The sequence below is a fragment of the Rhizobium oryziradicis genome (assembly GCF_001939045.1).
Classification (GTDB): Bacteria; Pseudomonadota; Alphaproteobacteria; order Rhizobiales; family Rhizobiaceae; genus Allorhizobium; species Allorhizobium oryziradicis.
Genome location: NZ_MKIM01000027.1, coordinates 478,747 through 501,533 on the forward strand (window position 1 = coordinate 478,747; position 22,787 = coordinate 501,533).

At 53.1% G+C, this 22,787-nt stretch carries 23 protein-coding genes; 15 read left to right on the forward strand and 8 right to left on the reverse strand.

From position 1 onward, the window contains the following. Nucleotides 1-11: 11 nt before the first annotated feature. Nucleotides 12-989 carry a biotin synthase BioB gene (bioB, locus tag BJF95_RS13320; protein ID WP_075639923.1) on the reverse strand — a complete coding sequence of 326 codons (978 nt, stop codon included), beginning with the start codon at nucleotides 987-989 and terminating at the stop codon, nucleotides 12-14. Continuing rightward, nucleotides 986-1,555 carry a biotin transporter BioY gene (locus tag BJF95_RS13325; protein WP_075639924.1) on the reverse strand — a complete coding sequence of 190 codons (570 nt, stop codon included), beginning with the start codon at nucleotides 1,553-1,555 and terminating at the stop codon, nucleotides 986-988. The genes bioB and BJF95_RS13325 overlap by 4 nt, the downstream gene beginning before the upstream one ends. Nucleotides 1,556-1,781: 226 nt before the next feature. On the opposite strand from BJF95_RS13325, the gene dnaG reads away from it, so the two are divergent. Continuing rightward, the gene (gene dnaG, locus BJF95_RS13330) at nucleotides 1,782-3,791 is read left to right on the forward strand and encodes a DNA primase (protein WP_075639925.1); all 2,010 of its coding nucleotides are present in this window, start codon (nucleotides 1,782-1,784) and stop codon (nucleotides 3,789-3,791) included. A 144-nt stretch (nucleotides 3,792-3,935) separates the two neighbouring features. Here dnaG and BJF95_RS23850 read toward each other — a convergent pair whose 3' ends face one another. Beyond that, nucleotides 3,936-4,301: a hypothetical protein gene (locus BJF95_RS23850; protein WP_139317487.1), complete on the reverse strand. Its 366-nt coding sequence runs from the start codon at nucleotides 4,299-4,301 to the stop codon at nucleotides 3,936-3,938. 85 nt (nucleotides 4,302-4,386) lie between these two features. On the opposite strand from BJF95_RS23850, the gene rpoD reads away from it, so the two are divergent. The 3 genes from rpoD to BJF95_RS24570 all read left to right on the forward strand — a co-directional run bounded on the left by rpoD (nucleotide 4,387) and on the right by BJF95_RS24570 (nucleotide 8,155). Next, entirely contained in the window at nucleotides 4,387-6,432 is a 2,046-nt protein-coding gene (rpoD, locus tag BJF95_RS13335; protein WP_075639926.1) for an RNA polymerase sigma factor RpoD, read from the forward strand. Between the two features lie 134 nt (nucleotides 6,433-6,566). Further along, the gene (locus BJF95_RS13340; RefSeq protein WP_075639927.1) at nucleotides 6,567-6,797 is read left to right on the forward strand and encodes a hypothetical protein; all 231 of its coding nucleotides are present in this window, start codon (nucleotides 6,567-6,569) and stop codon (nucleotides 6,795-6,797) included. Between the two features lie 242 nt (nucleotides 6,798-7,039). Then, nucleotides 7,040-8,155 (forward strand): DUF930 domain-containing protein, encoded by a 1,116-nt coding sequence (locus BJF95_RS24570; RefSeq protein WP_175577254.1) that lies wholly within the window; start codon nucleotides 7,040-7,042, stop codon nucleotides 8,153-8,155. 10 nt (nucleotides 8,156-8,165) lie between these two features. Here BJF95_RS24570 and BJF95_RS13355 read toward each other — a convergent pair whose 3' ends face one another. Beyond that, nucleotides 8,166-8,771, reverse strand: coding sequence for a LysE/ArgO family amino acid transporter (locus BJF95_RS13355; RefSeq protein ID WP_075639930.1), 606 nt, complete (start codon nucleotides 8,769-8,771; stop codon nucleotides 8,166-8,168). A gap of 85 nt (nucleotides 8,772-8,856) precedes the next feature. Here BJF95_RS13355 and BJF95_RS13360 point away from each other — a divergent pair, with 85 nt between their 5' ends. The 5 genes from BJF95_RS13360 (at nucleotide 8,857) to BJF95_RS13380 (ending at nucleotide 13,186) form a co-directional block, all read left to right on the forward strand. After that, the gene (locus BJF95_RS13360; protein WP_075639931.1) at nucleotides 8,857-9,735 is read left to right on the forward strand and encodes a LysR family transcriptional regulator ArgP; all 879 of its coding nucleotides are present in this window, start codon (nucleotides 8,857-8,859) and stop codon (nucleotides 9,733-9,735) included. Between the two features lie 208 nt (nucleotides 9,736-9,943). After that, a complete protein-coding gene (locus BJF95_RS13365) occupies nucleotides 9,944-10,483 on the forward strand; it encodes a heme NO-binding domain-containing protein (protein ID WP_075639932.1) in 540 nt (179 codons plus the stop codon). Then, nucleotides 10,480-12,072, forward strand: a complete 1,593-nt coding sequence (locus BJF95_RS13370; RefSeq protein ID WP_075639933.1) for a putative bifunctional diguanylate cyclase/phosphodiesterase — start codon at nucleotides 10,480-10,482, stop codon at nucleotides 12,070-12,072. Before BJF95_RS13365 ends, BJF95_RS13370 begins: the two co-directional genes overlap by 4 nt. Nucleotides 12,073-12,084: 12 nt before the next feature. Continuing rightward, nucleotides 12,085-12,510, forward strand: coding sequence for a secondary thiamine-phosphate synthase enzyme YjbQ (locus tag BJF95_RS13375; protein WP_075639934.1), 426 nt, complete (start codon nucleotides 12,085-12,087; stop codon nucleotides 12,508-12,510). 199 nt (nucleotides 12,511-12,709) lie between these two features. Further along, nucleotides 12,710-13,186, forward strand: a complete 477-nt coding sequence (locus BJF95_RS13380; RefSeq protein ID WP_075639935.1) for a hypothetical protein — start codon at nucleotides 12,710-12,712, stop codon at nucleotides 13,184-13,186. A 22-nt stretch (nucleotides 13,187-13,208) separates the two neighbouring features. Here BJF95_RS13380 and BJF95_RS13385 read toward each other — a convergent pair whose 3' ends face one another. The 3 genes from BJF95_RS13385 to BJF95_RS24080 all read right to left on the reverse strand — a co-directional run bounded on the left by BJF95_RS13385 (nucleotide 13,209) and on the right by BJF95_RS24080 (nucleotide 16,282). Continuing rightward, a complete protein-coding gene (locus BJF95_RS13385) occupies nucleotides 13,209-14,564 on the reverse strand; it encodes a putative bifunctional diguanylate cyclase/phosphodiesterase (RefSeq protein WP_083638809.1) in 1,356 nt (451 codons plus the stop codon). Nucleotides 14,565-14,827: 263 nt separating this feature from the next. Further along, nucleotides 14,828-15,628, reverse strand: coding sequence for a class I SAM-dependent methyltransferase (locus tag BJF95_RS13390; protein ID WP_245297315.1), 801 nt, complete (start codon nucleotides 15,626-15,628; stop codon nucleotides 14,828-14,830). 513 nt (nucleotides 15,629-16,141) lie between these two features. Further along, the gene (locus BJF95_RS24080) at nucleotides 16,142-16,282 is read right to left on the reverse strand and encodes a hypothetical protein (protein WP_175577255.1); all 141 of its coding nucleotides are present in this window, start codon (nucleotides 16,280-16,282) and stop codon (nucleotides 16,142-16,144) included. Between the two features lie 272 nt (nucleotides 16,283-16,554). Here BJF95_RS24080 and BJF95_RS13395 point away from each other — a divergent pair, with 272 nt between their 5' ends. Continuing rightward, on the forward strand, nucleotides 16,555-16,989 hold the full coding sequence (locus BJF95_RS13395) for a GNAT family N-acetyltransferase (RefSeq protein ID WP_075639936.1): 435 nt from the start codon (nucleotides 16,555-16,557) through the stop codon (nucleotides 16,987-16,989). A 216-nt stretch (nucleotides 16,990-17,205) separates the two neighbouring features. After that, nucleotides 17,206-17,814, forward strand: a complete 609-nt coding sequence (locus BJF95_RS13400) for a class I SAM-dependent DNA methyltransferase (RefSeq protein ID WP_075639937.1) — start codon at nucleotides 17,206-17,208, stop codon at nucleotides 17,812-17,814. A gap of 111 nt (nucleotides 17,815-17,925) precedes the next feature. On the opposite strand, the gene BJF95_RS13405 is transcribed toward BJF95_RS13400, so the two are convergent. Next, nucleotides 17,926-18,588 carry a hypothetical protein gene (locus BJF95_RS13405; RefSeq protein ID WP_075639938.1) on the reverse strand — a complete coding sequence of 221 codons (663 nt, stop codon included), beginning with the start codon at nucleotides 18,586-18,588 and terminating at the stop codon, nucleotides 17,926-17,928. Between the two features lie 293 nt (nucleotides 18,589-18,881). Here BJF95_RS13405 and BJF95_RS24085 point away from each other — a divergent pair, with 293 nt between their 5' ends. From BJF95_RS24085 to BJF95_RS13425, 4 genes are all read left to right on the forward strand, one after another. Further along, nucleotides 18,882-19,025 (forward strand): hypothetical protein, encoded by a 144-nt coding sequence (locus BJF95_RS24085; RefSeq protein ID WP_175577256.1) that lies wholly within the window; start codon nucleotides 18,882-18,884, stop codon nucleotides 19,023-19,025. A 252-nt stretch (nucleotides 19,026-19,277) separates the two neighbouring features. Further along, entirely contained in the window at nucleotides 19,278-20,195 is a 918-nt protein-coding gene (locus BJF95_RS13415) for a hypothetical protein (protein ID WP_075639940.1), read from the forward strand. After that, nucleotides 20,185-20,673: a hypothetical protein gene (locus BJF95_RS13420; RefSeq protein ID WP_075639941.1), complete on the forward strand. Its 489-nt coding sequence runs from the start codon at nucleotides 20,185-20,187 to the stop codon at nucleotides 20,671-20,673. Before BJF95_RS13415 ends, BJF95_RS13420 begins: the two co-directional genes overlap by 11 nt. Then, complete coding sequence (locus tag BJF95_RS13425; protein WP_075639942.1) at nucleotides 20,670-22,694, forward strand: hypothetical protein; 2,025 nt, start codon at nucleotides 20,670-20,672, stop codon at nucleotides 22,692-22,694. The genes BJF95_RS13420 and BJF95_RS13425 overlap by 4 nt, the downstream gene beginning before the upstream one ends. Nucleotides 22,695-22,787 lie beyond the last annotated feature (93 nt).

A 22,787-nucleotide genomic window follows, 5' to 3' on the forward strand; every position in this document is an offset into this window, starting at 1 on the left:
GGGGTGCCGCTCTATTCGGCCGCAACAGCCTGCCCTTGCTCGACCCAAGGGCCGATGGCGTTGAACAAGTCATCATCCGCGCTTGGGCCTGCGTTCGGCGTGGTCAGCAGGGTATCGCCGTAGAAAACGGAATTGGCTCCGGCCATCAGACAGAGAATTTGTGCCTCTCTGTTGAGCGCTGAGCGACCAGCGGACAGCCGCACCATGCTTGTGGGCATAACAATACGCGCGGTGGCCACCATGCGCACCAGTTCCAGCGGATCAATCCGCGGGCGGTTGGCAAGCGGCGTGCCGGCCACTGGCACCAGCGCGTTGATGGGCACGCTTTCGGGATGCGGTGTCATGTTGGCAAGCACATGCAGCATGGATGCGCGATCGCGCACCGTTTCACCCATGCCGATAATGCCGCCGCAGCACAGCTCAATATTATAGGCGCGCACGGTTGCCAGCGTATCCAGCCGGTCTTCGTAGGTACGCGTGGAGATAATATCGCCGTAAAATTCCGGGCTGGTATCGAGATTGTGGTTATAGGCCGTGAGACCCGCCTGCGCCAATTGCTCGGCCTGATGCGGCTGCAACATGCCCAAGGTCACGCAGGCCTCCATACCAAGCGCGCGCACGCCGCGCACCATGGTCAAAACAGCATCGAATTCCTTGCCATCGCGCACTTGCCGCCACGCAGCCCCCATGCAGAAGCGATCTGCCCCGGCATCCCGCGCCCGTTTGGCGAGCGTGAGAACGCTATCCGGGTTCATCAACCTGTCTTTTGTCAGGGCCACATCGCGGTGATGGGCGGACTGAGGGCAATAGGCGCAATCTTCCGGGCAGCCTCCGGTTTTGATCGAAAGCAGGCTGGCCTTTTGCACGTGGTTGGGATCATGATGCTGTCGGTGAACGGCGTTGGCGCGCCCCACCAGCGCCAGAAGCGGCTGGTTGTGCACGGCCACAATGTTGTCCACGCTCCAGTCGTGTCTTATATCTGCGCTCATGCCTGCATTCCCGATGATGTTTGGCCGCTCTTTGCAATCAGGGTGGTGATCATCACCGCCAAGGCACATTTCACCAGATCGCCCACCAAAAATGGCGCAAGACCCGCTGCCAGAAGTTTTTCGGATGGCACAAAAGCCCAAAGGCCAAGCAGGCCCGCGCCATAAATCACAATAAGGCCAGCAAGGCAGGCCATGCACCGTTGCAGCAGCGGTTTGCCATGGCCCAGCACGCCCACCAGGCATGCGGCAATGAAATAGCCCAAAAGATAACCGCCGGTTGGTCCCATCATATAGGCAAGGCCCACGCCGCGCTCTGGACTGCCGGAAAAGACTGGCATTCCGGTGGCACCTGCTGCCAGATAGGCCGCAAAAATCGCGGTGGACAATCTCGGCCCAAGAATCAGCGCGAAGCTCATCACGGCCAGCGTGTGCAGGGTCATGGGCACGGGCCAGAACGGAATCTGCACCTTTGCCGCCAGCGTCATGAGGCCCACGCCAATCACAACAACAGCTGCCTTTTCAATGGGTCGAATGGCCGGTTTGTCTTTGAGTAAATCCGTCAGCAAGTGCTCTCTCCGGGTATTTATTGATAAAAAGATAAACTATCTATAATCTACAATTGCTTCAATTTATATGTCAATCACTGTTTCCGCTGTGTGCGGCTGCCGTCTGGGCGTGTATGACCAAGGGCCATGCAGTGCTGGCCATGTGGATAGCGGGTATTTCTCGCGAAATGCGTAGCGTTTGCTGCTGTGAAGTCCTATATGGACAGATCATCCTCAAGGTTGCCCCATGCGCTTTTCGAACGATTTTCTTGATGAAATCCGTGACCGCGTGCCGATTTCGGCCGTGATTGGCTCACGCGTGCCGTGGGATCGCAAGAAAACCAATGTGTCGCGTGGGGATTTTTGGGCTTGCTGCCCGTTCCATGGTGAAAAAAGCCCAAGCTTTCACTGCGAAGACCGCAAAGGCCGCTATCACTGCTTTGGCTGTGGTGTTTCTGGCGATCATTTTCGCTTTCTGACTGATCTGGAAGGCCTCAGCTTTCCCGAAGCCGTGGAGCGCATTGCTGATATGGCGGGCGTTGCCATGCCAAAAGCCGATGTGCGCGACATTGAGCGCGAGCGCGAGCGCACCACGCTGCAAGATGTGATGGAGCTGGCCACCCAGTATTTTCAAGATCAGCTGCAATCGGCCAATGGCGCGAAAGCCCGCGCGTACCTGCGCGAGCGCGGCCTATCTGGCCGTACCATCGAGACGTTTCGGCTGGGCTTTGCCACGGAAAGCCGCAATGCCTTGAAGGAATATCTGGCCGCCAAAGGCGTGCCGAAAGAGCAGATCGAGGCCTGTGGGCTGGTGGTGCATGGACCGGATATTCCGGTGTCCTATGACCGTTTTCGTGACCGCATCATGTTTCCGATTCTGTCATCGCGTGACAAAGTGATTGCCTTTGGCGGTCGTGCCATGTCGCCTGATGCGCCCGCGAAATATCTCAATTCCAACGAGACCGAGCTTTTTCACAAAGGCAGCGTGCTTTATAATTTTTCCCGCGCCCGGCGCTCCTTGCAAGGGGCGGAAGGGGCAGGCACCATCATTGCCGTAGAAGGCTATATGGATGTGATTGCGCTCTATCAGGCAGGCGTGGAAAATGCGGTCGCTCCGCTCGGCACGGCACTCACGGAAAACCAGCTGGAGCTGATGTGGAAAATGACGCCGCAGCCGGTGCTGTGCTTTGATGGCGATGGTGCGGGCCAGCGGGCGGCGTTTCGTGCCGTTGATCTCGCCTTGCCGCATCTCAAGCCCGGAAAAAGCGTGCGCTTTGCCATGCTGCCCGATGGTAAAGATCCGGACGATCTGGTGAAACACGACGGACGTGCGCCGTTTGATCGGGTGCTTGCGGAAGCGCGCTCGCTGGATGACATGGTCTGGACCAAGGAGGTTGGCCAGGGCCGTTTTGAAACCCCTGAGCAGCGGGCCGAGCTGGAAGCGCGCTTGAAGCAGATTGTCACCGTGATTGCCGATGAAAATGTGCGCAAGCACTATCAGCAAAATGTGCGAGATCGTCTCTACGCCTTCTTTCAAGGCCAAAGCGGCGCAAGAGGCGGGCGTGGCAATTATGAACGCGGTGGCCCGGCTGCGCGCGGCGGGCCGCGCAATGGTGCGGGTGCGGGGCAGGGCGGTTTCCGCGGGGCGGCTCCCCGTGGTCCGACCTTGTCATCGGACCGGCTGACGCGCTCTGGCATTGTCAGCCGCAACCATGATCAGCCAACATTGCGAGAGAGCGTTCTGGCGTTGACCATCGTCAATCATCCGCAGCTTTTGCAGGAAGATTACGATGAAATTTCTGTGATCGATTTTGATAGCCGCGATTTGCAACGGCTGTGGCCTGCCGTGTTGACAGCAGTGGCTGATACGGGTGCGTGGTTGAGCCGGGAGGCGCTGTTTGAGCGGTTGTCCGCTGAAGGATTTGACACGCTTCTTGCGGCGCTGGACCAGCAGATCCGCAATGCGCGGCTTTGGACGGCAACCACAGTGGCAGCGCTGGAGGATGCGCGCGAATGCTACATTCAGGCTTTGTCATTGTATAAGCGCTCAAAAGCGCTGAGGCGTCAGCGCATGGAGCTGGAGCGTGAAATTGCCGATGCCACGGAAGCGGGCGATGATAGCGGCATTGGCGGATTGCTGGCAGCGCTGCAGGAAGTACAGCTGGAAATCGTGCGGATGGAAAATCAGGAAGCGATTATTGATGGCTTCGGGGTGATGTCCGGCCGGGTCAAGGGGCCAGCTTATGGCAACAAATGAGGTGGTCGATTTCACATTGTTATAATCAATATCGGTTGCCCCTCTTGCAACGGCGCGATTATTGCCTAACTTTCAGCATACGGTACAAGAAGCTTAAAACGATGCTGGAGTCGTTTTTTTACGGTTTCAACAGGCTGGTGAACGTTAAAGGGCTTGACGTGGCGCTAAATTGTGGGAATCACCACGGGAAGATAAAAGGTGACGCAAGTTACGCTGGATTTGAGTCTGGCGGGCTTCGTTGCCTATTTGTGTAATCATATCACATTTGGCTGTGGCCGCTGTGGTTAATCGGGAATTAAGGATCACTTCGTAAAGCAATCTTGGGAAAAGTGTGTGGCGGTTTTCCGTTGGAGATTGCGAAACGAAAAGCAATCTCAGGAAAAGTGCAAGACGGTTTTCCGTATGAGAGTGCGGTATGAAAAGCGCAATTTCGGCAAAAGTGCATAGCGGTTTTCGGCTGAAATTGCGAAGAGCGTTTTTCGTTGTTTTAAGAAAAACGCGGTAGGTCATCAGCAGTGATCTGCGACAGGCGGGACGAGACAATCATCCGGCATTGCTGCAGAAAATTGAAGCGTCAGGGAAAGCGACGAGATACATGGCAACTAAGGTCAAGGAAAACGAAGAAGCCGACAACGAGCGCGATGGCGCAACCGACGGTCCGCTTCTCGATCTTTCGGACGACGCTGTCAAAAAGATGATCAAGGTCGCCAAGAAGCGCGGCTATGTCACCATGGACGAGCTGAATTCGGTTTTGCCATCTGAGGAAGTCACCTCGGAGCAGATCGAAGACACCATGTCCATGCTGTCCGACATGGGCATCAACGTCGTTGAAGACGAGGACGTGGAAGACCCGGCTGCGGAAGACAGCGACAGCGACGACGCTGCTGATAGCGAAGGCGGCGAACTGGCAACCACCAGCGGCAATGCCGTGGCCACCACCAAGAAAAAAGAGCCAACCGATCGCACCGACGATCCGGTGCGCATGTACCTGCGCGAAATGGGCTCGGTGGAGCTTTTGTCTCGCGAAGGCGAAATCGCCATTGCCAAGCGCATCGAGGCTGGCCGCGAAACCATGATTTCGGGCCTTTGCGAAAGCCCGTTGACCTTCCAGGCCTTGATTATCTGGCGCGATGAGCTGAACGAAGGCACAACGCTGCTGCGCGAAATCATTGACCTTGAAACTACCTATTCTGGCCCGGAAGCCAAGGCTGCTCCGCAGTTCCAAAGCCCGGAAAAGATTGAGGCAGACCGCAAGGCTGCCGAAGAAAAAGAAAAGAACCGCCGCCCCCGCGGTGGCGAAGACGACATCACCAATGTCGGCGGCGAAATGGGCTTGCCGGAAGAAGAGGAAGAGGACGAAGATGAGTCCAACCTCTCGCTGGCCGCTATGGAAGCCGAGCTGCGCCCGCAGGTCATGGAAACGCTCGATCTGATTGCCGATACCTATCGCAAGCTGCGTAAATTGCAGGATCAGCAGGTTGAGGCCCGTTTGGCCTGCACAGGCACCCTGTCCACCGGGCAGGAGCGTCGCTATAAGGAATTGAAGGACCAGTTGATCACGGCGGTGAAGTCGCTGTCGCTGAACCAGAACCGTATCGACAGCCTTGTTGAGCAGCTTTACGACATTTCCAAGCGCCTGATGCAGAACGAAGGCCGTTTGCTGCGCCTTGCGGAAAGCTATGGCGTGAAGCGCGACAGCTTCCTGGAGCAATATCAGGGTGCGGAACTTGATCCGAACTGGATGAAGTCGGTTGCCAATCTCTCTGCCCGCGGGTGGAAGGATTTTGCCCGCGAAGAAAACCAGACCATTCGTGAAATCCGTCAGGAAATCCAGAATCTGGCCACGGAAACCGGCATTTCGGTCGCAGAATTCCGCCGCATTGTTTCCATGGTGCAGAAGGGCGAACGCGAAGCTCGCATCGCCAAGAAGGAAATGGTGGAAGCCAACCTGCGTCTGGTTATTTCGATTGCCAAGAAATACACCAACCGTGGTTTGCAGTTCCTCGACCTTATTCAGGAAGGCAACATCGGCCTGATGAAGGCGGTGGACAAGTTCGAATATCGGCGCGGCTACAAGTTCTCCACCTATGCAACGTGGTGGATCAGACAGGCCATTACCCGCTCGATTGCCGATCAGGCGCGCACCATCCGTATTCCGGTGCATATGATTGAAACGATCAACAAGATCGTTCGTACATCGCGCCAGATGCTGCACGAAATCGGCCGCGAACCAACCCCGGAAGAATTGGCCGAAAAGCTGGCCATGCCTTTGGAAAAGGTGCGCAAGGTTCTGAAAATTGCGAAAGAGCCAATCTCGCTCGAAACCCCTGTGGGCGACGAGGAAGATTCACACCTTGGCGACTTCATCGAAGACAAGAACGCACTTCTGCCCATCGATGCCGCCATTCAGGCCAACTTGCGCGAAACAACAACCCGCGTGCTGGCCTCGCTGACACCACGCGAAGAGCGCGTGTTGCGCATGCGCTTCGGCATCGGCATGAACACCGACCACACGCTGGAAGAAGTCGGCCAGCAGTTCTCGGTCACGCGCGAACGTATCCGTCAGATCGAAGCCAAGGCGCTTCGTAAGCTGAAACACCCAAGCCGCTCAAGAAAGCTCCGCAGCTTCTTGGACAGCTAAGATTCTTTGTAGTGTGAGATTTGAAAAACCCGGCGGCAACGCCGGGTTTTTTGTTGATCCCTTGATTTAGCATGAATAAATTTCATTCTGCGATGTGAAATAAAATCTTAATGTAGATTTAGTGGAGGTGGGGAATGGTTTTCATAAAACAATTGGAACGCATCAATATGGAGCGTAACTCACTTCACGGTGATGTTTCGGCGACATATTCCGTGTTTGGCCAAGATGAGAGGTTGGTCTTGCAAATTGATACGTATGGTAGTGCGGAAAGGCAAATTCCGGGGAAGAAGAGTCAAACTGTTCAATTTGATCGAAAATCTGCTGAACAGCTTTTTAGAGTTTTAAAAAAAAGAGTTTGGGTTTAAGTAAAAATTTATATTGCACCTATAGATTGTGTATGCGCATAGATTAGGCGCCTTCCGCCTTCCGCCTTCCGCCTTCCGCCTTCCGCCTTCCGCCTTCCGCCTCACGATCACATCCTTGCTATTGTTTTTTTACTCTCATCAATTGGGAGGCGCGCGCTGGGGGCGAGGTTGGCTGTCATCCTTATAGCCTGTGGTGATTTCTAGATTTGCGAGTTGCGGTGTGGGCGTGTATTGCTGCGGCCATGACAGATAAGCAAAATCCTGTGCCGAAGCGTTTGATCTGGGGTGTTGGTGCCTCGGTGCTTTTGCACGTCTTTTTGCTGTTGGGATTTTTGTGGAATTGGCCGGTTACTGCACCTGAGCCTCCGAAGGAGGAGGTGGTCAATGTTTCGATTGAGCAGCTGCCAGAAGAGAAGCCGCAGGAAAAACCTGAGGAAAAACCGAAGGATGAGCCAAAGCCGGAGCTGAAGCCTGAAGAAAAGCCAGAGCCCAAACCCGAACCAAAGCCAGAGCCGAAGCCGGAGGAAAAGCCGCAGCCTAAGCCTGCGCCTGCGCCGGAGTTGAGGCCAACGGAAACCTTGCCGCCGCGTCCGCCGCCCGAATCGGTGCCGAATGCATTTGAATCGGCACCCAAGGACGAGACCGCCCCGAAAGAGGAGGACGCGCCCGCGCCGCCGCCATCAGAGCAGCCAGCGCCGGAGGAAGCCAAAACCAATACGGCGGAAAAGCAGGGCGAGGATAAAGCCGTTTCGGGCAATCCCAACAGCCAAGAGCCTGCAAAAGAGGCCAGCGTGCTGAAGGATATTGCCCCGCCAGAGCTTGGCCCTGATGCGCGCCCAAAAGTGTCAGACAAAGCGGAAGAAGCCGGTGGCGGCATTGTGACTGAGCAGCGTTTTCCCTTGAGCGAAGGCGCAGAAATTGGCGTGCCGACAGCGTCGGTGCCAACGCCTGCGCCAAAGCCAAAGCAGCAGACCACCATTGCCAGCCTCAAGCCTGCCAAGCGGATTTTTTCCAAGGACACGCTGTCTGATCCGCGCGTCAAGGAGGCATTGGGCAAGCTTCCGCCCAAGCGGCGCGTGGTGCAGATGTGCAGCATTGAGATGTTGGAGCAAATTCGCCGCAATGCGCCGGGGGCCGCGCCCGATATTATTGCGCCCACCGCTGAGACCCGTGAAAACATTGATGATCAGCTGATGGATGTGACAGATGCTGCTTATCACAGCCGTGGTCAGTGGTTTGATGTGAGCTATCATTGCGAGACCGATGCCAAAACCACGACCATCACCGCGTTTCGCTTTAATCTTGGCAGCGCTATCCCCAAGAGTGAATGGGGCTCACGCAGGCTTCCGTCTCGTTAATACCGATGTTCTATGCCATCCACACCAGTTTGATGGCAATCCATGCCATCACCAGCGCGATGGCCCCATCTAGCACGCGCCATGCCTGGGGCTTGGCAAAAAGCGGGGCTAAAAACCGCGCGCCATAGCCAAGCGAAAAGAAAAACGCATAAGAGGCCGTGACCGCGCCGAGGCCAAAGGCGAGGCGATGATCGGGAAAGCGGCTGGATACCGAGCCGATCAGCAAAACCGTATCGAGATACACATGCGGGTTTAAAAACGTCAGGGCCAGGCAGGTGGCAAGGCTTTTGATCAGCGAGGTTTTGGGCTGGTTGGCGGGTGTCAACGTTCCGTTGTGGGTTATGGCGGCATAGGCATGGCGCAGGCTGTAAAGCAGCAAAAACGTGGCACCACCGTAGCGCAACACCAATGCAAAGGCCGGGAAAATCGCGCTGACTTGCGCAAGCGCCGTGATGCCAAGCGCGATCAGCAGGGCATCTGCGGTGGCGCAAGCGAGGCAGAGGGCAAAGACATGTTCCTTGCGCAGCCCCTGCTTGAGCACAAAGGCGTTTTGCGCGCCAATGGCCAAAATGAGGCTGAGGCCCAAAGACAGTCCGGAAAAAAAGGCATTCTGCATGGTGATCTCCGTCTTGAGAATTTTGACTACCACGTCGATTTGAATTAGAAAAATGAATGTCTCTAATGGATGATCAGATATTCTAATGGTAATTGATGGTGAGCACCTGCGGGCGCTGGTGGCGATTATCCGCAGCGGCAGCTTTGAAAAGGCGGCCCATATATTGGGCATCACCCAATCGGCGGTGTCGCAACGCATTCGGCAGCTTGAAGATCGGGTGGGGGCCGTGTTGATTGCGCGCGGTCAGCCGTGCCGAACCACGCCGGCTGGTGAGCGGCTGTTTCGTCACGCCGAAGAGGTCGCGCTCTTGGAGCGCCAGTTGCAGACGGACCTGGGGCTTGAGCAGGATGCAGGCCCAACCGTGGTGCGTCTGGCGGTCAATGCCGATAGTTTGGCAACGTGGTTTCTGCCGGCCATGGCTTCTAGCGATGGTTTACTGTTCGATATTGTGCTGGATGATCAGGATCACAGTGCTGATTGGTTGCGGCGGGGTGAGGTGCGGGCGGCTGTCAGCGGCGCATCTGATGCCGTGCAGGGCTGCGATTGTCGGCCTTTGGGCGCGCTCACCTACCGCGCAACAGCAAGCCCCGCGTTTATGGCTCGCTGGTTTGCCAAGGGTGTTACGCAAGACGCGCTCGCGGTTGCACCATGCTTGACCTTTAATGCCAAGGACCGTTTGCAAAGCAATTGGCTCTTGCAGGCTTTTGGTATCAGCATGGCTCTGCCCACCCATTGGCTACCCTCCAGCCATGCCTTTGTTGATGCCGCAAAACTTGGATTGGGCTGGGGCATGAACCCCGATTGTCTGGTTGCGCCCTTGCTTGCCTCGGGTGCTCTGGTGGAGCTTGTGCCGGGCCAAGTGTTGCGGGTGCCGCTTTATTGGCATTGGAGCAGATCTTTGGCAAAGCCCCTGCAGAGCTTGACCCAAAATGTGTTGGCGGCAGCAGCACGCGGGCTTTCTTGAGAATAAACATCCTGATATTTTTATGTTTAAATAAAGGAATATGAGATATTCTTTGCGCGATGACGTTGAATACCGTGTTTCCTATGAGAGTATGCTGCGTTTTATATGGCGCAAACAGATGGCTGTAACGCTTTAAATTTGGCTGCATCATTTCCCAAATCGCTTCGGGCAAAAGGAATGGTGCAGTGGAATTACAGTTGGAGTGTCCATGAAAGGTGTTGTTTTTACAGAGTTTCTGGCATTTGTTTCTGAAAGCTGGGATGAGGATATGGCGGATGATATTGTTGAGGCCAGCTCCCTTGCCAGTGGCGGGGCTTACACCAGCGTGGGCACTTACGATCACCGGGAAATCATCTGTCTGCTGGAGGCGCTATCCGTTCGCGTCACGCTCTCCAAAGAGGCCTTGATGCAGCAATTCGGGTTTTATCTGGCAGGCCGATTTTCGGTTTTTTTCCCGCAGTTTTTCACCCGTTGCGGCACCCTTTTCGCCTTTCTGGCCAGTATTGACGATTATATCCACGTCGAAGTCAAAAAGCTCTATCCTGATGCGGAGTTGCCGTCTTTTGATGTGCTTGATAGTGATGAGGCGCAGATGTCGATGCGCTATCGCTCCTCGCGGAAAATGGAGGCTTTGGCGGAAGGGTTGATTTATGGAGCCGCCCATCATTTTGGCCGCACCATCAATGTGGTCGCGAAAGACGGTGGTGATGGCTCCGTTATTTTTGTGATTAACGAGACGCACTCATGAATGATTCAAGATCGTCCGAGAGTATTGTTGATGATCGCGTCAAGCGACTGACGCGCAGGCTTGAGCGCGAAAAGTCGGCACGGCAGCAGGCCGAGGCCTTGCTGGAAGAGCGCTCCCGCGAGCTTTACTACGCCAATACGGCGCTGGCGCAATTGGCGCAGGATCTTGAAAAGCGCGTTGTTGCACGCACATCGGAGCTGTCGGTGGAGCGCGAACACGCCATGGCGCTGGCGCAGCAAGACCACCTGACGACATTGCTCAATCGGCGTTTCTTTACCAGCAGCTTAGGCGACTTATGCCAAAAAGCCCGCCTTCGTGGCGGGCGCGTTGTGGTCGTTCTGGTTGATATGGATGATTTCAAGACGATTAACGACACACAGGGCCATGAAGGCGGCGATATTGTGCTGCGGGAGGTTTCCCGCCGGCTCACATCTGTGGTCGGCTATGGCATTGCGGCGCGCCTCGGTGGCGATGAATTTGCTTTGGCCTTATCGGATTTGCCAAATGACATGGCAGATGCCGTTTTCGCCCAACGCCTTATTGCGGCGCTGAGCGTGCCTGTTGATTTTAACGGACGCAAATTGCAAATCTCGGCATCAATTGGCTACGCCAGCATGCCGGATCATGCCGTATCGTCGTCGCAACTGCTGCGGCATGCTGATATGGCGCTCTATGCTTCCAAAAAAGCAGGAAAAGGCCGCGCGACCGGATTTACCGATGATTTGCGCGCCGAAGCCGATGAGCGCCGATTGCTGGAACTGGAGTTGGTTCTGGCCATTGAGCGGCAGGAAATTGTGCCTTGGTATCAGAGAATTGTGGATGGCCTTACCGGGCGCACCCTGGGTGTTGAGGTGTTGGCACGATGGCATCATCCCTATCGCGGGTTGGTTTTGCCCGGTATTTTCCTGCCGCTGGCCGAGGAGAGAAACCTGCTTGAGGCGATATTTGTTCAGGTTGCCACAAAAGCTTGCGCCGAAATGGCCCCCTTTGTTGCCATGGGCAAACTGAATTATGTTTCGCTCAATGTTTCTCCCAGCCAGTTCAAGGCGGGCGATATCACCTCCACCATCGCCAAAATTTTGAACAAAACCGGTTTTCCGGCAACAGCACTTGTGGTGGAAATCACCGAGGATTTGATCATGTCCGATCTGGGGCGTGCAGCCAGCGAGCTTTCCGAATTGTCGCGGCTGGGTATCCGCATTGCCCTTGACGATTTCGGCACCGGTTATTCCAACATCGCATCGCTCAGTGCTTTGCCGATTCAATGGATCAAACTGGATCGCAGCCTTGTGCGAAAGCTGGGCGAAAGCAGGGTGGGGCAGGCCATTGTTGAAGCCGTGCTGCAAATGGCGGCGGCTTTGCATATTGATGTGGTTGCAGAAGGCATTGAAACCGAGGTACAATCGCAATGGCTTGTTGCTGCCGGTTGCCGAAAACATCAGGGCTTTCTCTATGGCCGACCCGGCCCCTACCACGAGCTTCCTTGTTTTGCTGATGGAACTGGCCAAAAACAGTTCCGACGTGAAAACAAGAATTTGGAGCATCGTGGGCGTAAGACTGCCTTGCCCGATTCTCTCAAACAAAAATGAGTGCAGGGGCGCATGACACAGCAAACGATGCTTTCTATTTCAACCCGCGGGCAGGGGCTTTATGAATTCACCGATCAGGTGGAGGATTTTGTGCAGGCCAGCGCCGTGGATCAGGGCTTGCTCACCGTGTTTGTTCGGCACACATCCTGCTCGCTGATTGTGCAGGAAAATGCCGACCCGGATGTGCAGCACGACCTCTTGAGCTTTTTCCAACGCCTTGTGCCGCCAAGCACAGACCCATCCATGGGCTGGATTGTGCACCGGCAGGAGGGGCCCGACGATATGCCCGCCCATATCAAGGCGGCGCTGACGCAAACATCCATCGGTATTCCAGTGTCTGATGGTCGCCTGGTGTTGGGAACATGGCAGGGCATCTACCTTTTTGAACACCGTGATAGCCGCCATCAGCGCCAAGTGGTTTTGCACCTCTCCTCTTAAAAGGATGAGCGCGCTTTGCGCCAACCATAGCGCACGGTGCTGCCGTGCGACGGGATTTTGCACGCCACAGAGTTGAAATGAATGAACTGGGGGTGAACGCCGCTTTCGGATCGCATTCACCCATGCCGGAATAATCTCTCCTCAATCGCAGAAGGGCCGGGCTGGTCAAAAGCGAGACTTTGGTTTCAGGAGAACGAGAATGTCCATCACTTTTGCAAAAGCCGCTCTGATTGGCCTCGTTGCCATGGGTGCCGTAACAAGTGCGATAAGCCCGGCAGCCGCACAGTCCAATGTGGGGTTCAGCCTGTTTGTAGGCCAAGATAATGGCCCGGATGATGACGATGATGATGTTGTGGTGGCACCTCCCCACGTCGTGAGAGTATGGGGTGATGATGATCGCTATGCGCCACCACCGCCACCGCCTCCACCACAGTATTGGGATGGCCCACGCTATGCGCCTCCGCCACCACCACCGCGCTGGGATCGCGGCCCTGGCCCACGTTTCAGCGGTGTCTGTGCGCCCGGAGATGCTATTCGTCAGGCCCTTCGCGATGGATTGCGCCGTCCCACCATCGATCGCGTGACACCGCGTGTCGTGGTTGTCAGCGGGCGTCGTTATGGTGATTTTGATCGCGTCATCTTGAGAAATCGCCCTGGTTGCCCCTACGCTGACTAAAGCTTTGGTGCCAACCATGAATCTAAAGCATCGTGCGGATCTCGCTTATCCGCGCGATGCTGTCGCGTTCAAACGCATCAATGGAAACCGGGCGTCCAAAATAATAGCCCTGAAATTGCTGACAGCCGCAATTGAGAAGAAATGCTTGTTGCTCTGCCGTTTCCACCCCTTCGGCGAGAACGGTGACGCCAAGATCCAGGCCCATTTTGACAATGCTTTTGATCAGCTTTGCGCCTTGCGGATTTTCGGTCACGCCTTGCACAAAGCTGCGATCAATTTTCAGTTGCTGGATAGGCAGGCGGCCTAAATGGTTCAAGGATGAATAGCCGGTGCCAAAATCGTCCAGCGCAAAGGTGATGCCAGCCTCGCGCAATGTGTTCATCTTCGCAGCCACTGTTGCAATGCCCACAAGCGTTACGCTTTCCGTCAACTCCAGTTTCAGCTTGTTGGGATCTGCCCGGTAGAGATCTAACGTATCGAGCACAAATCTCTCAAAATCCTCTGACACAAATTGAATGGCACTGACATTGACCGCCAGTGTGAGCGTGCTCAAATGCGGGTCTTCACGCCACTTCGACAGCGTGTTGCAGGCGTCCTTGAGCACCCAGCCGCCAATCAAAGGCATGAGGCCGCATTCCTCGGCGATGCCAATAAATGCATCCGGCGCGATATAACCGCGCTGCGGATGCTTCCAGCGCAACAACGCCTCGGCGCCAACAATTACACCTTTGCGATCCACCTGAGGCTGGAAAAACAATTGCAATTCGCCATTGCGCACCGCCGCCTGCAACTCGCGCTTCATGCTGTGATGGGCGGTAAACTCTCGCTGAAGCGCATAGACACAGCCGCATATCATCGTCACGGCGAGGATGCTATTGAACCATGCGCCAAAGACACGGATCTCATTTGGGATTGTTTCGGCCGCCGGAATGGCAAAATGCGTGCTGGAGAAGAGCACGAAGCTCGCCAAACTTGCAATGATAATGGCCAGCTGGAACATCGACTTGCTGCGCAGGAAATGAATATAGCCAAGCATTGCCACGACGGGCAAAAACAAATGGACAACCCGCGGTGTTTTGCCATCAGGCACATCCAGCGTCATGCAAAAAATGATGGCGATAGCCAGAAATGCAAGCTCAGAGAGAATGAGCACAGCATTCAGCCTGCCCCTGCCAATCAGCAACCAGCTTATTGCGGCCACGAAAGCGCCCAGAATTTCGAGAAAGGCAATGTGCCAGCGTTGATGAAAAGCGAAAAGCATTGCCCAACACAGGCAAAACACGGCAATCGTTATCGACGCGGCTTTATAGGTAAAGATCAGGCGTTGTGACGGCTTGTCAAGATAACGCCCTTGCGCCACGTTTTGTTTATCGCTCACACTCTCTTCTCACACTGCAACGCCAACGATATCAGTCATTATGAATATGATACTGCATAATTCCTTAAGAACAGCCTTTAAAAAGCAAGACAACAGATGATACTTTTCCTGTTATGCTTTGGTTTTTGGCGTTCTTGAGGTCTCCCTACCACCGCCAGTCTGGTTCAACCGAAATCGCCCTTATCGGGCAAGTCAGCGGTGGGGGAGCTACAGATAAAAACGATAGCGTCTTGCACGTTGGATGTGATGAAGCCCGACGTTCTTTAGATCAGCTGATAATTTCTGCCACGGCGTGCGTTGGTCTTGAATATCTCTGACGCTTTTTGCTGCGACCGCCGAACCTTGATCATGTGCGGCGAAACAATCATGTCTTCAATGGCACCGCCAAGTGCCATTTCCTCCATCAGGTCAACAGCGAGATTGGCGAGGGAATGATGCGCGGCCCAAGGATGGTCTTCGCGCTGGTAATCTTCAAAGAAACTCCAGCTCCAGTCTTCAATAATATAAAGTCCACCTGGGCGAAGCCGTGGAAATGCATAGGCAAAGCCCGCTTTTGTCTGGTCATAGAAATGAGACGCGTCATCAACCACAAGATCAAGCTCGCCGCCGAAGTCTTGATCGATGATTTGGGCGAGCCGCGGAACATCATCTTGCGACGTGCCATAGTACAACGAGGCCCGGGCCTTGTGCTTTTCCACATATGCGTCGAGCGCCGGTATTGGCTCTACGGCCAATTCTATTGCCGAAATTCGATCGGGGTTGAAAACTTGATCAAGGAACACGAAAGAGCCACCCTGATAGACCCCCATTTCCAATATCCGCCTGAAGTCTTCGCCTTTATGCTGCAAGTATTGATCGAGAAATGATCGAGACTTCATCATCGTAAAGTCGGAAGGGGCAGATTTCCGTTTGCTCCCTCCATACTCATAATTCATCGTAATCTTGTGGCCACCGATTTCAAAGGTTGCGTTATCAAGCCACTCTATATCACGCAGTGCTTTCGGTTGTTTCGCCATGGTGTCGCGATGCGATACCATATCACTAATTTTTTTTAAGAGCTTCATTTTTACCCTGTATTGAATTTTAGGCTGTCACTGTTTATCGGCGACAGAAATGCCTGGAGACCGTGGTCTTTCAAAAAAGGAGGCGGATCACACCAGCTCGATATCTGGCCGCAGCGGAACCAAAGTGGCAAATGCTGCAGGCGCAGGACTATGATGTCGCCTCAACCGGGGGAATAGTGTATCCGCCCTCTGTAAATTTAGGGCGTGTATCACATTTTGACAGGCTTACGAAAATTTGATTTTTCCGGTTTTGCGCGTCTGTCGTCGTAAGCGGCCATCCAGAACACATGGCAACATCTGGAATTAAATCGCAATCTGCAAAAAACCATTGTTTTTAAAGGTATTTTGACGATGAGAACGACATTCCTATAATGACGATCTGGACAATTTTTTTCTCTGAAATCGCAAGCATGGTTGTTGGTGTTGAAGCCCATACGCTTCTTCAAATCGGTCTGCATGATCTCGACAGCGACCTTTTCACCTCGATGAAATTCCCATATGAGCGCGTCGGGATCAGGGCCAGAACATCAGCAAACCAATGCCGATGATAACCAACACAAACCCGCCGTACTTCTGGATGCGTTTGCCGCTTTTGGTTTTCGCAGGCGACGCACCGACCAGGCCGCCAATGATTATTTCAAGAAATGTGCTCATACCGACTGATGTAGTAACGACATATGCTCGAGCAAGGGGTGGCCGTTGTCTGACACACATATCCGCACCACACGGGAATCTCTGGAATCAAGCCGCACTCTTCAATATTGGCGTATTGTATCTGACAATCACGCCCAATTGGTTGGGTACCCTGCGCGGTAGGGGTAGCACTTTTGCTGAAAATGTCTGCTTATCGGTCATTGCGCGGTCTGGGAGAATCCTTATCCTACGGCGCACTGTCCAGAGAGTAATCGTAAGAAGGATGATTCTCATTGCAGGTTAAAGTTGACGTTGAAAGCCAACCTGACGAGTATGATCAGCGCTTGATCGACAACGGGCTGGATATATTCAATGCTTCCAAAGCAGGTCCAGACAATGCGCGAGACCTTTGGGTTATGGCCCGGGAGAGTGAGGGCAATCTGCTAGGAGGATTAAAAGGCCGCACCTTTTATGACTGGCTCTTTATCGATTGGCTCTGGGTTTCTCCTGCAGCACGTGGTCAGGGCCTTGGAGCAAAGCTACTCGCAAAAGCAGAGCAAGAAGCACAGCAACGTAAATGCGTGGGAGCTTACGTAGATACATTCAGCTTTCAAGCGCCCGACTTCTATTTACAGAAGGGCTACGAAGAATTTGGGCGGATTGCCGGGCTACCTCCGGGGCACTTCTGCATATGGCTGAAAAAGTCATTTCAAGTACTGCCCACTTAATGTCAGCAAAGGATAGCGGAGGATATTTCACCCAGATGAGATCACCAATCCTTTGGTGAACGTTCGGTCCATACGGGAACGTTATCTGATATTTGCGCCCGAATTGGGCAGCACTTTTTATCTGAAAATGGCTGCTTTGCGCCAACACTGTGTATTGCGACTGCCGCAAAACTCCCTATTCTGCGAGACCGGAAACACGCAATCAACCGCAATGCCATGACCGACGCCGCAGCCCGTATCATAGACCTTTATAGTCGCCATGCAGTCGCTTGGACACGTGCTCGCGGCACGGCGCTGCGGGAGCGTGCGTGGATCGAGCGGTTTGCCGACATCCTGCGGCCAGGAGCGACAGTGCTTGACATTGGATGCGGATCAGGCGAGCCGATCGCTCGGTTCCTTGCCAGCGGAGGTCATCCCATTACGGGCGTGGATGGCTCACCAGAAATGGTCGCCTTGTTCCGGACTAATCTGCCCAGTGAGGCGGCGGAAACGGTGGACATGCGCTCTCTGAAAATGAATCGGAGGTATGGGGGGCTGGTTGCCTGGGACAGCTTCTTTCACCTTACAGATCACGAACAGCGTATGATGTTCCCTATTTTCTGCGATCATGCTGAACCGGAAGCGCCATTGCTATTCACAAGTGGTCCCGCCTTTGGCGAAGCGATCGGCACGTTGGAAGGGGAGCCCCTCTATCATGCTAGCCTCGACCCGAACGAGTACGACCTGCTGCTCAATGAGAATGGCTTCGATGTTGTGGCTCATGTTGCGGAAGACGCCGACTGCGGCGGACGTACGGTTTGGCTGGCGCGTCAGCGGCCGCTGTGAAAGCGTTGCATAAATGACGATCACGCCGAATTGGGGACACTTCATATGAGGATGTTATCTGACATTCGTATGGAAATTATCGCTTCGGCCCACATCACAATCAGCCGGGTTTTATGGTCGAAGTGGGATCAAGGTCGTCACTTTCTGAATTCTATCCATCCAGGATGCAGCGGTCGGATTGCGCCAATGGATCATATCATGAAGTCTCTGATATTCGGCTTGGATGTCCCTGGTAAAGATAGGTTCGTGATGTGCAATCCGGTTGCGCAAGGCACGCACAGCCTGCAAGGCTGCAAAGGCATTGGCGCGCGCCATAGGAATAGGTGTCCCAGCAGGAACTCCAGGAAATGCAGACTGCATGTGAGGAACCCATAGTCGCAAGTCCTGCCCCGCCGTGAATGTCTTTTCCCAAAAAGCAAATTTCAATTCTGCGACGACCTTTCCTGCGGTCGGCATTCTGGAGGCCACAGTCTGCAAATCCGTTTGTGGATTGTAGTGCCATGTCTTTTTGGGAATAGGCAAGCTGCGAATGAAACCATTTGACCACGGCCAATTCGCACCGTGAACCTTCTCCAGGGCCTCAACGACGCCGTTTCGAACAGCAACCTCACAGACCTGCAAAGGGACAATAAAGGCTGCAGAGACCTCAAGATTCCATTGATAAAGAGCGAGTGCGTCAGACCGGTTATTACCAGCGGCCCGCAAGTAAGTCGCAAAGCGCGGCGCTGAAATGACATCGGGGAGATCGCTCAGCTCAATTGCAGAAAATGGCACCGTGTCCCTCGTTGATTATGGCCGAAAGCAACAGATGGTTGACTTTTTGCCGTACCTATCTATATTCCCAATCAATGGCTTTGAGAAACGCGGGCGCAAGCCCCCCCTCATCGCTGCAGGAATACGGAAAACCCGCCAGAAATGGCGGGTTTTTTCGTTTTATTGTTCTTTTATTAGTTTGGTTGCCATCATAAAAAGCCAGTAAAATAGAGGAAATTCTTTTGAAATCATATACTTATCCTAGTAAATGGCGTATAATGATTTCCATGATTAACGCGTCAAGGAGACGATACATGAAAAACCTCACCCACTGGACAAAACGATTGCGCCATGTTAAAATCATTAGCTTTTTCAATCGTTTAGCAGCCTCCTGCAAAGGAGAAGCCATCGTTCGCTACGCTCTCTCAGCTTCTCCTTTGCAGGAGGCTGCAAGCTAATATCATATTTTAACAAAAAATTCAATACTTACAATATATTATCCACAGATTCTTGTCGGTATGCGGCGGTAGTAAATTGTCTAGAATCTATTGTAGATAGACATGCGTTCCATATCTTCACATAATCTGACATTCGCGTCTGTTTAGCGCGCCTGTCGCTGGTGGGCTTAATTTATTTTTTGTTTCTGCTGGTGCTTAAAGTTGTTGAATTGTGTTGCGCTGCCGTTAAACTGGCGTGACAGGGGGACGACAATGTTAAGTGCAGTGCAGGTCTGGAATCCAGACGATTGGGAATTTTTTGCTCAAACACTACTACATGCGCGCCACGGTCCTTTGCACGTGCAGAAGATCCCTGCTGCGCACAAAGGCGATTTTGGGATTGACTACTATTGCACGAAGGATGCGGTTGTATATCAGTGCTATGCGGTAAATGAGCCTATAGATATTGCTGAAAGAGCGGAGCGACAGAAGAACAAGATTACAGAAGATATTGGGAAGATAATAAAGAATCATGTTGAAGTTGGCAAACTGTTCCATGGTGTGCCAATTCGACACTGGGTGCTTATGGCCCCCCTTCATGACAGCAAGGATGTCAATCTTCATTGTGCCAAGAAAACGAAAGATTTACGAGGCACTAATAAGCCAGCATTCGATACAAATGTTGAGGTGATAATCCAAGATCTCGACAATTTTCCGGATGATGTCATTGCTCGCGGCATATCTTCTCTTTCAAAAGTTAATCTCTCTATTCCAATGCCATCACAATCCGAGCTTGATACTTGGGCGGCTGGATCTTCTGATCTGCTGTCGAATGCTACGACGAAGCTCAAAAAGCGAGCCACGTCGGAGGATCTAGATGATGTTGTGAGTCAAGTGGTTCGGTCGTTTCTTCAGGGCAATGCGTTGCTTGATGCTCTTCGCTCTGGTTCGCCTGATCTTCATGAGAAAGTTATGACTGCAGTAAAGAGTCACGCGCGCAGATTGAAATTTGCGGGTCCGCAGTCGAATGGATCGGCGGGGCAAATACTGAATACGGAATTGGATGCGCTAATTTCGGCCGTAAGAGCGGAGGCTCCGAGTCTTTCTACAGAAAATGCTGAGCAAATAGCATACGGCGCGATATGTGAATTGATCATGCGTTGCCCTTTGGATTTCCCCAATGTCCAGTGATTCTATACTCAGGAATGCGATTCTTGGTGGGGCGTTTACATACAGCGCTCGTCCTGATCCCGTTCCGGGTGATCTCCGTATGTCTTGGGGTATCGCAGTTTTGGTGCTTGCTCTCTTTTTCAGTCACGGAAAAAAATCGAACTTCCAGAAGCTTCAGTTTATGGCCCACGCTGTTCGGCTACGGGAGGGTAGGGAGGAAGTTCGTGGGCTTCTGTCAGGCGAATATAATGCGGCCGACGTTTCCGTTCGAGTAGAGCCATCTTTAAACCGAGCGGTTGCTTTTGCACATGCGCTGCAGTTGGTGACAATTAAAAAAGGTACATCAGTGTCCTTGACTGATAGTGGAAAGAAAATGGCTGAGGCCATTTTGAAAGAGGGTGATACCCTCAAAGACGAAGTGTCGTTTCTGGGAGATGTGGCTCCTAAAATGACTGATATACTTATGAAACGAGTTTGGCGTCTGGAGGACATAATATGACTCTGCGCTTCCAGCGCTTACTGCTTCGGGCGGTGACAACAGACGGAGTGTATGGAGCAGATGTCCCATTCTCTCCGGGGCTGACGGTCTTGTGGGCCGATAATACCAAAGGTAAGTCGACCTGTATGCAGGGAATGCTCTATGCTTTGGGATTGGAGCGAATGCTGAGTCCCCGCCGGGAAATTCCGTTGCCGCATGCAATGACAAGTTATCTTGAGACTGACGAAAAAAAGCGATTTGATGTTCTGGAATCGAGTATATCGCTCGAAATCGTGAACGGGGATGACCAGGTCATCACCGTAAATCGTGCTGTCAAGGCAACGACCGATCCACGACTAATAACTGTTGATTTTGGTGCAGCATTGTCCGGCGATGGAACTGGTCTTCGGCAAAAGAATTTTTTTGTTCACGATCCTGGTGCGGCTCAACGAGAAGATGGATTTCACCACTTTCTTGAAGGCTTTTTAGGGTGGCGCTTGCCACAGGTTAGACGTTATGACGCCCCTGAAACGAAGCTTTATCTCGAAACAGTGTTCCCTTTGTTCTGGGTTGAGCAAAAATTTGGCTGGACCGCTATACCAGCTGCTATCCCGACCTACATGCGGATTCGGGAAGTGCATAAACGTGCAGTTGAGTTCATTATGGATCTCGATGTTTACAAGCTTGAAGTTCAACGAGAACGCCTTGCAGAGCGATTTGCGACCAATTCCAAAGAATGGTCTATGGTCCTGCAAGAGTTGGAGCGATTTGTTGCCAGAGGTGGCGGAAGAGTGTCGGGGCTTAGCGAGAGTCCTGTAGCCGATCCGGCTACGCTTTCTAACGCGCATGTGCAGTTGGCGGGCGCGCCCGACTGGGTTCCGTTAAGCTCGGTTATTAAGGAGCTTCGGGGCAATATCGCTGAATTGGTTTCGCGGGAGGTCCCTGCAGTCGAGGAACAATCCGATGAGGTTACGAATGTACTAAATGAACTCTTTCAGCGTGTAGATCAGCTAAATGTTGAGAGAATTCGTCTGCATGGAATTCAGCAGCTTAAGAGTGCTGATAGGAAGTCGCTAGAACGGCGTATCGAGGCTCTTTCACAAGACCTTGCAAAGAACCTTGATGTCCAAAGATTGCAGAGGTATTCCGGCGTTACTGCTGCATTGACACCAGACAGATGCCCAACCTGCGAGCAGGCGCTGGTAGATACACTGTTGTCACAGGATGCTCTCTCGACAGTTATGCCGATCGCGGACAACATCGAATACATTAGATCGCAGAAGAAAATGTTCGAAGACATTCTTCGCAGGGAAGAGTCAGAGGAGAGCGAGCGCCGTGATCAACTTTCATCAATCAGTCGAAGCTTGCTAGATCACTACGCTCAGATCCGTCTCCTTAGATCCGAGTTGGTAGCACCGGGGACAAATCCATCTGCCGCTATTATCGAGGAGCGCATCCGGGCTGAAGCACGGTTGCGGGATCTTGAAGCCCTTCAGGCGATATTCGATGATGCGATGATTCGTCTTGTTAAATTGCAGGAAATTTACAAAGAGCTCCTTTCAGAGCGAAGCAAAATGCCGACTGAGAAGCTTTCTATTAGCGATCACGATAAGCTCAATCGGCTGACGTCTCTCGTTCAGGATCGGGCCAGAGAGTTCGGATTCAGTACCTTCTCCCCGGAGGAGTTGTCGATATCGCAAGACAGCTACAGGCCTGAGAAAGAAGGATTTGAGATTGGCTTTGAGACGTCGGCGAGTGACTCGATTAGACTCAAATGGGCCTATCAGTTGGGACTACTTGAGCTGGCGGGTGATAAATCCACCAACCATCCCGGCATGCTTATCTTCGATGAACCACGTCAGCAATCGTCTTCAAAGCCAAGTTTTCAGAACCTTCTGAAGCTGGCTTCTATGGCAAAAAAGCGCAATCAGCAGGTGATATTCTCTACAAGCGAAGATCTTGAAACGCTCAAATCTATAACATCTTCTATCGACTGTGCGGAAGTCATATTCCCTGGCTATATTCTTCAACGACTTGAATAAGTTATCATCCATCCAGACCTTTATGATCTGAGCAGAACACGTTGCCGCTGGAGGCTCAGAGGTTTGGTGTGTGAGTGAAGCTAATTCTAAATG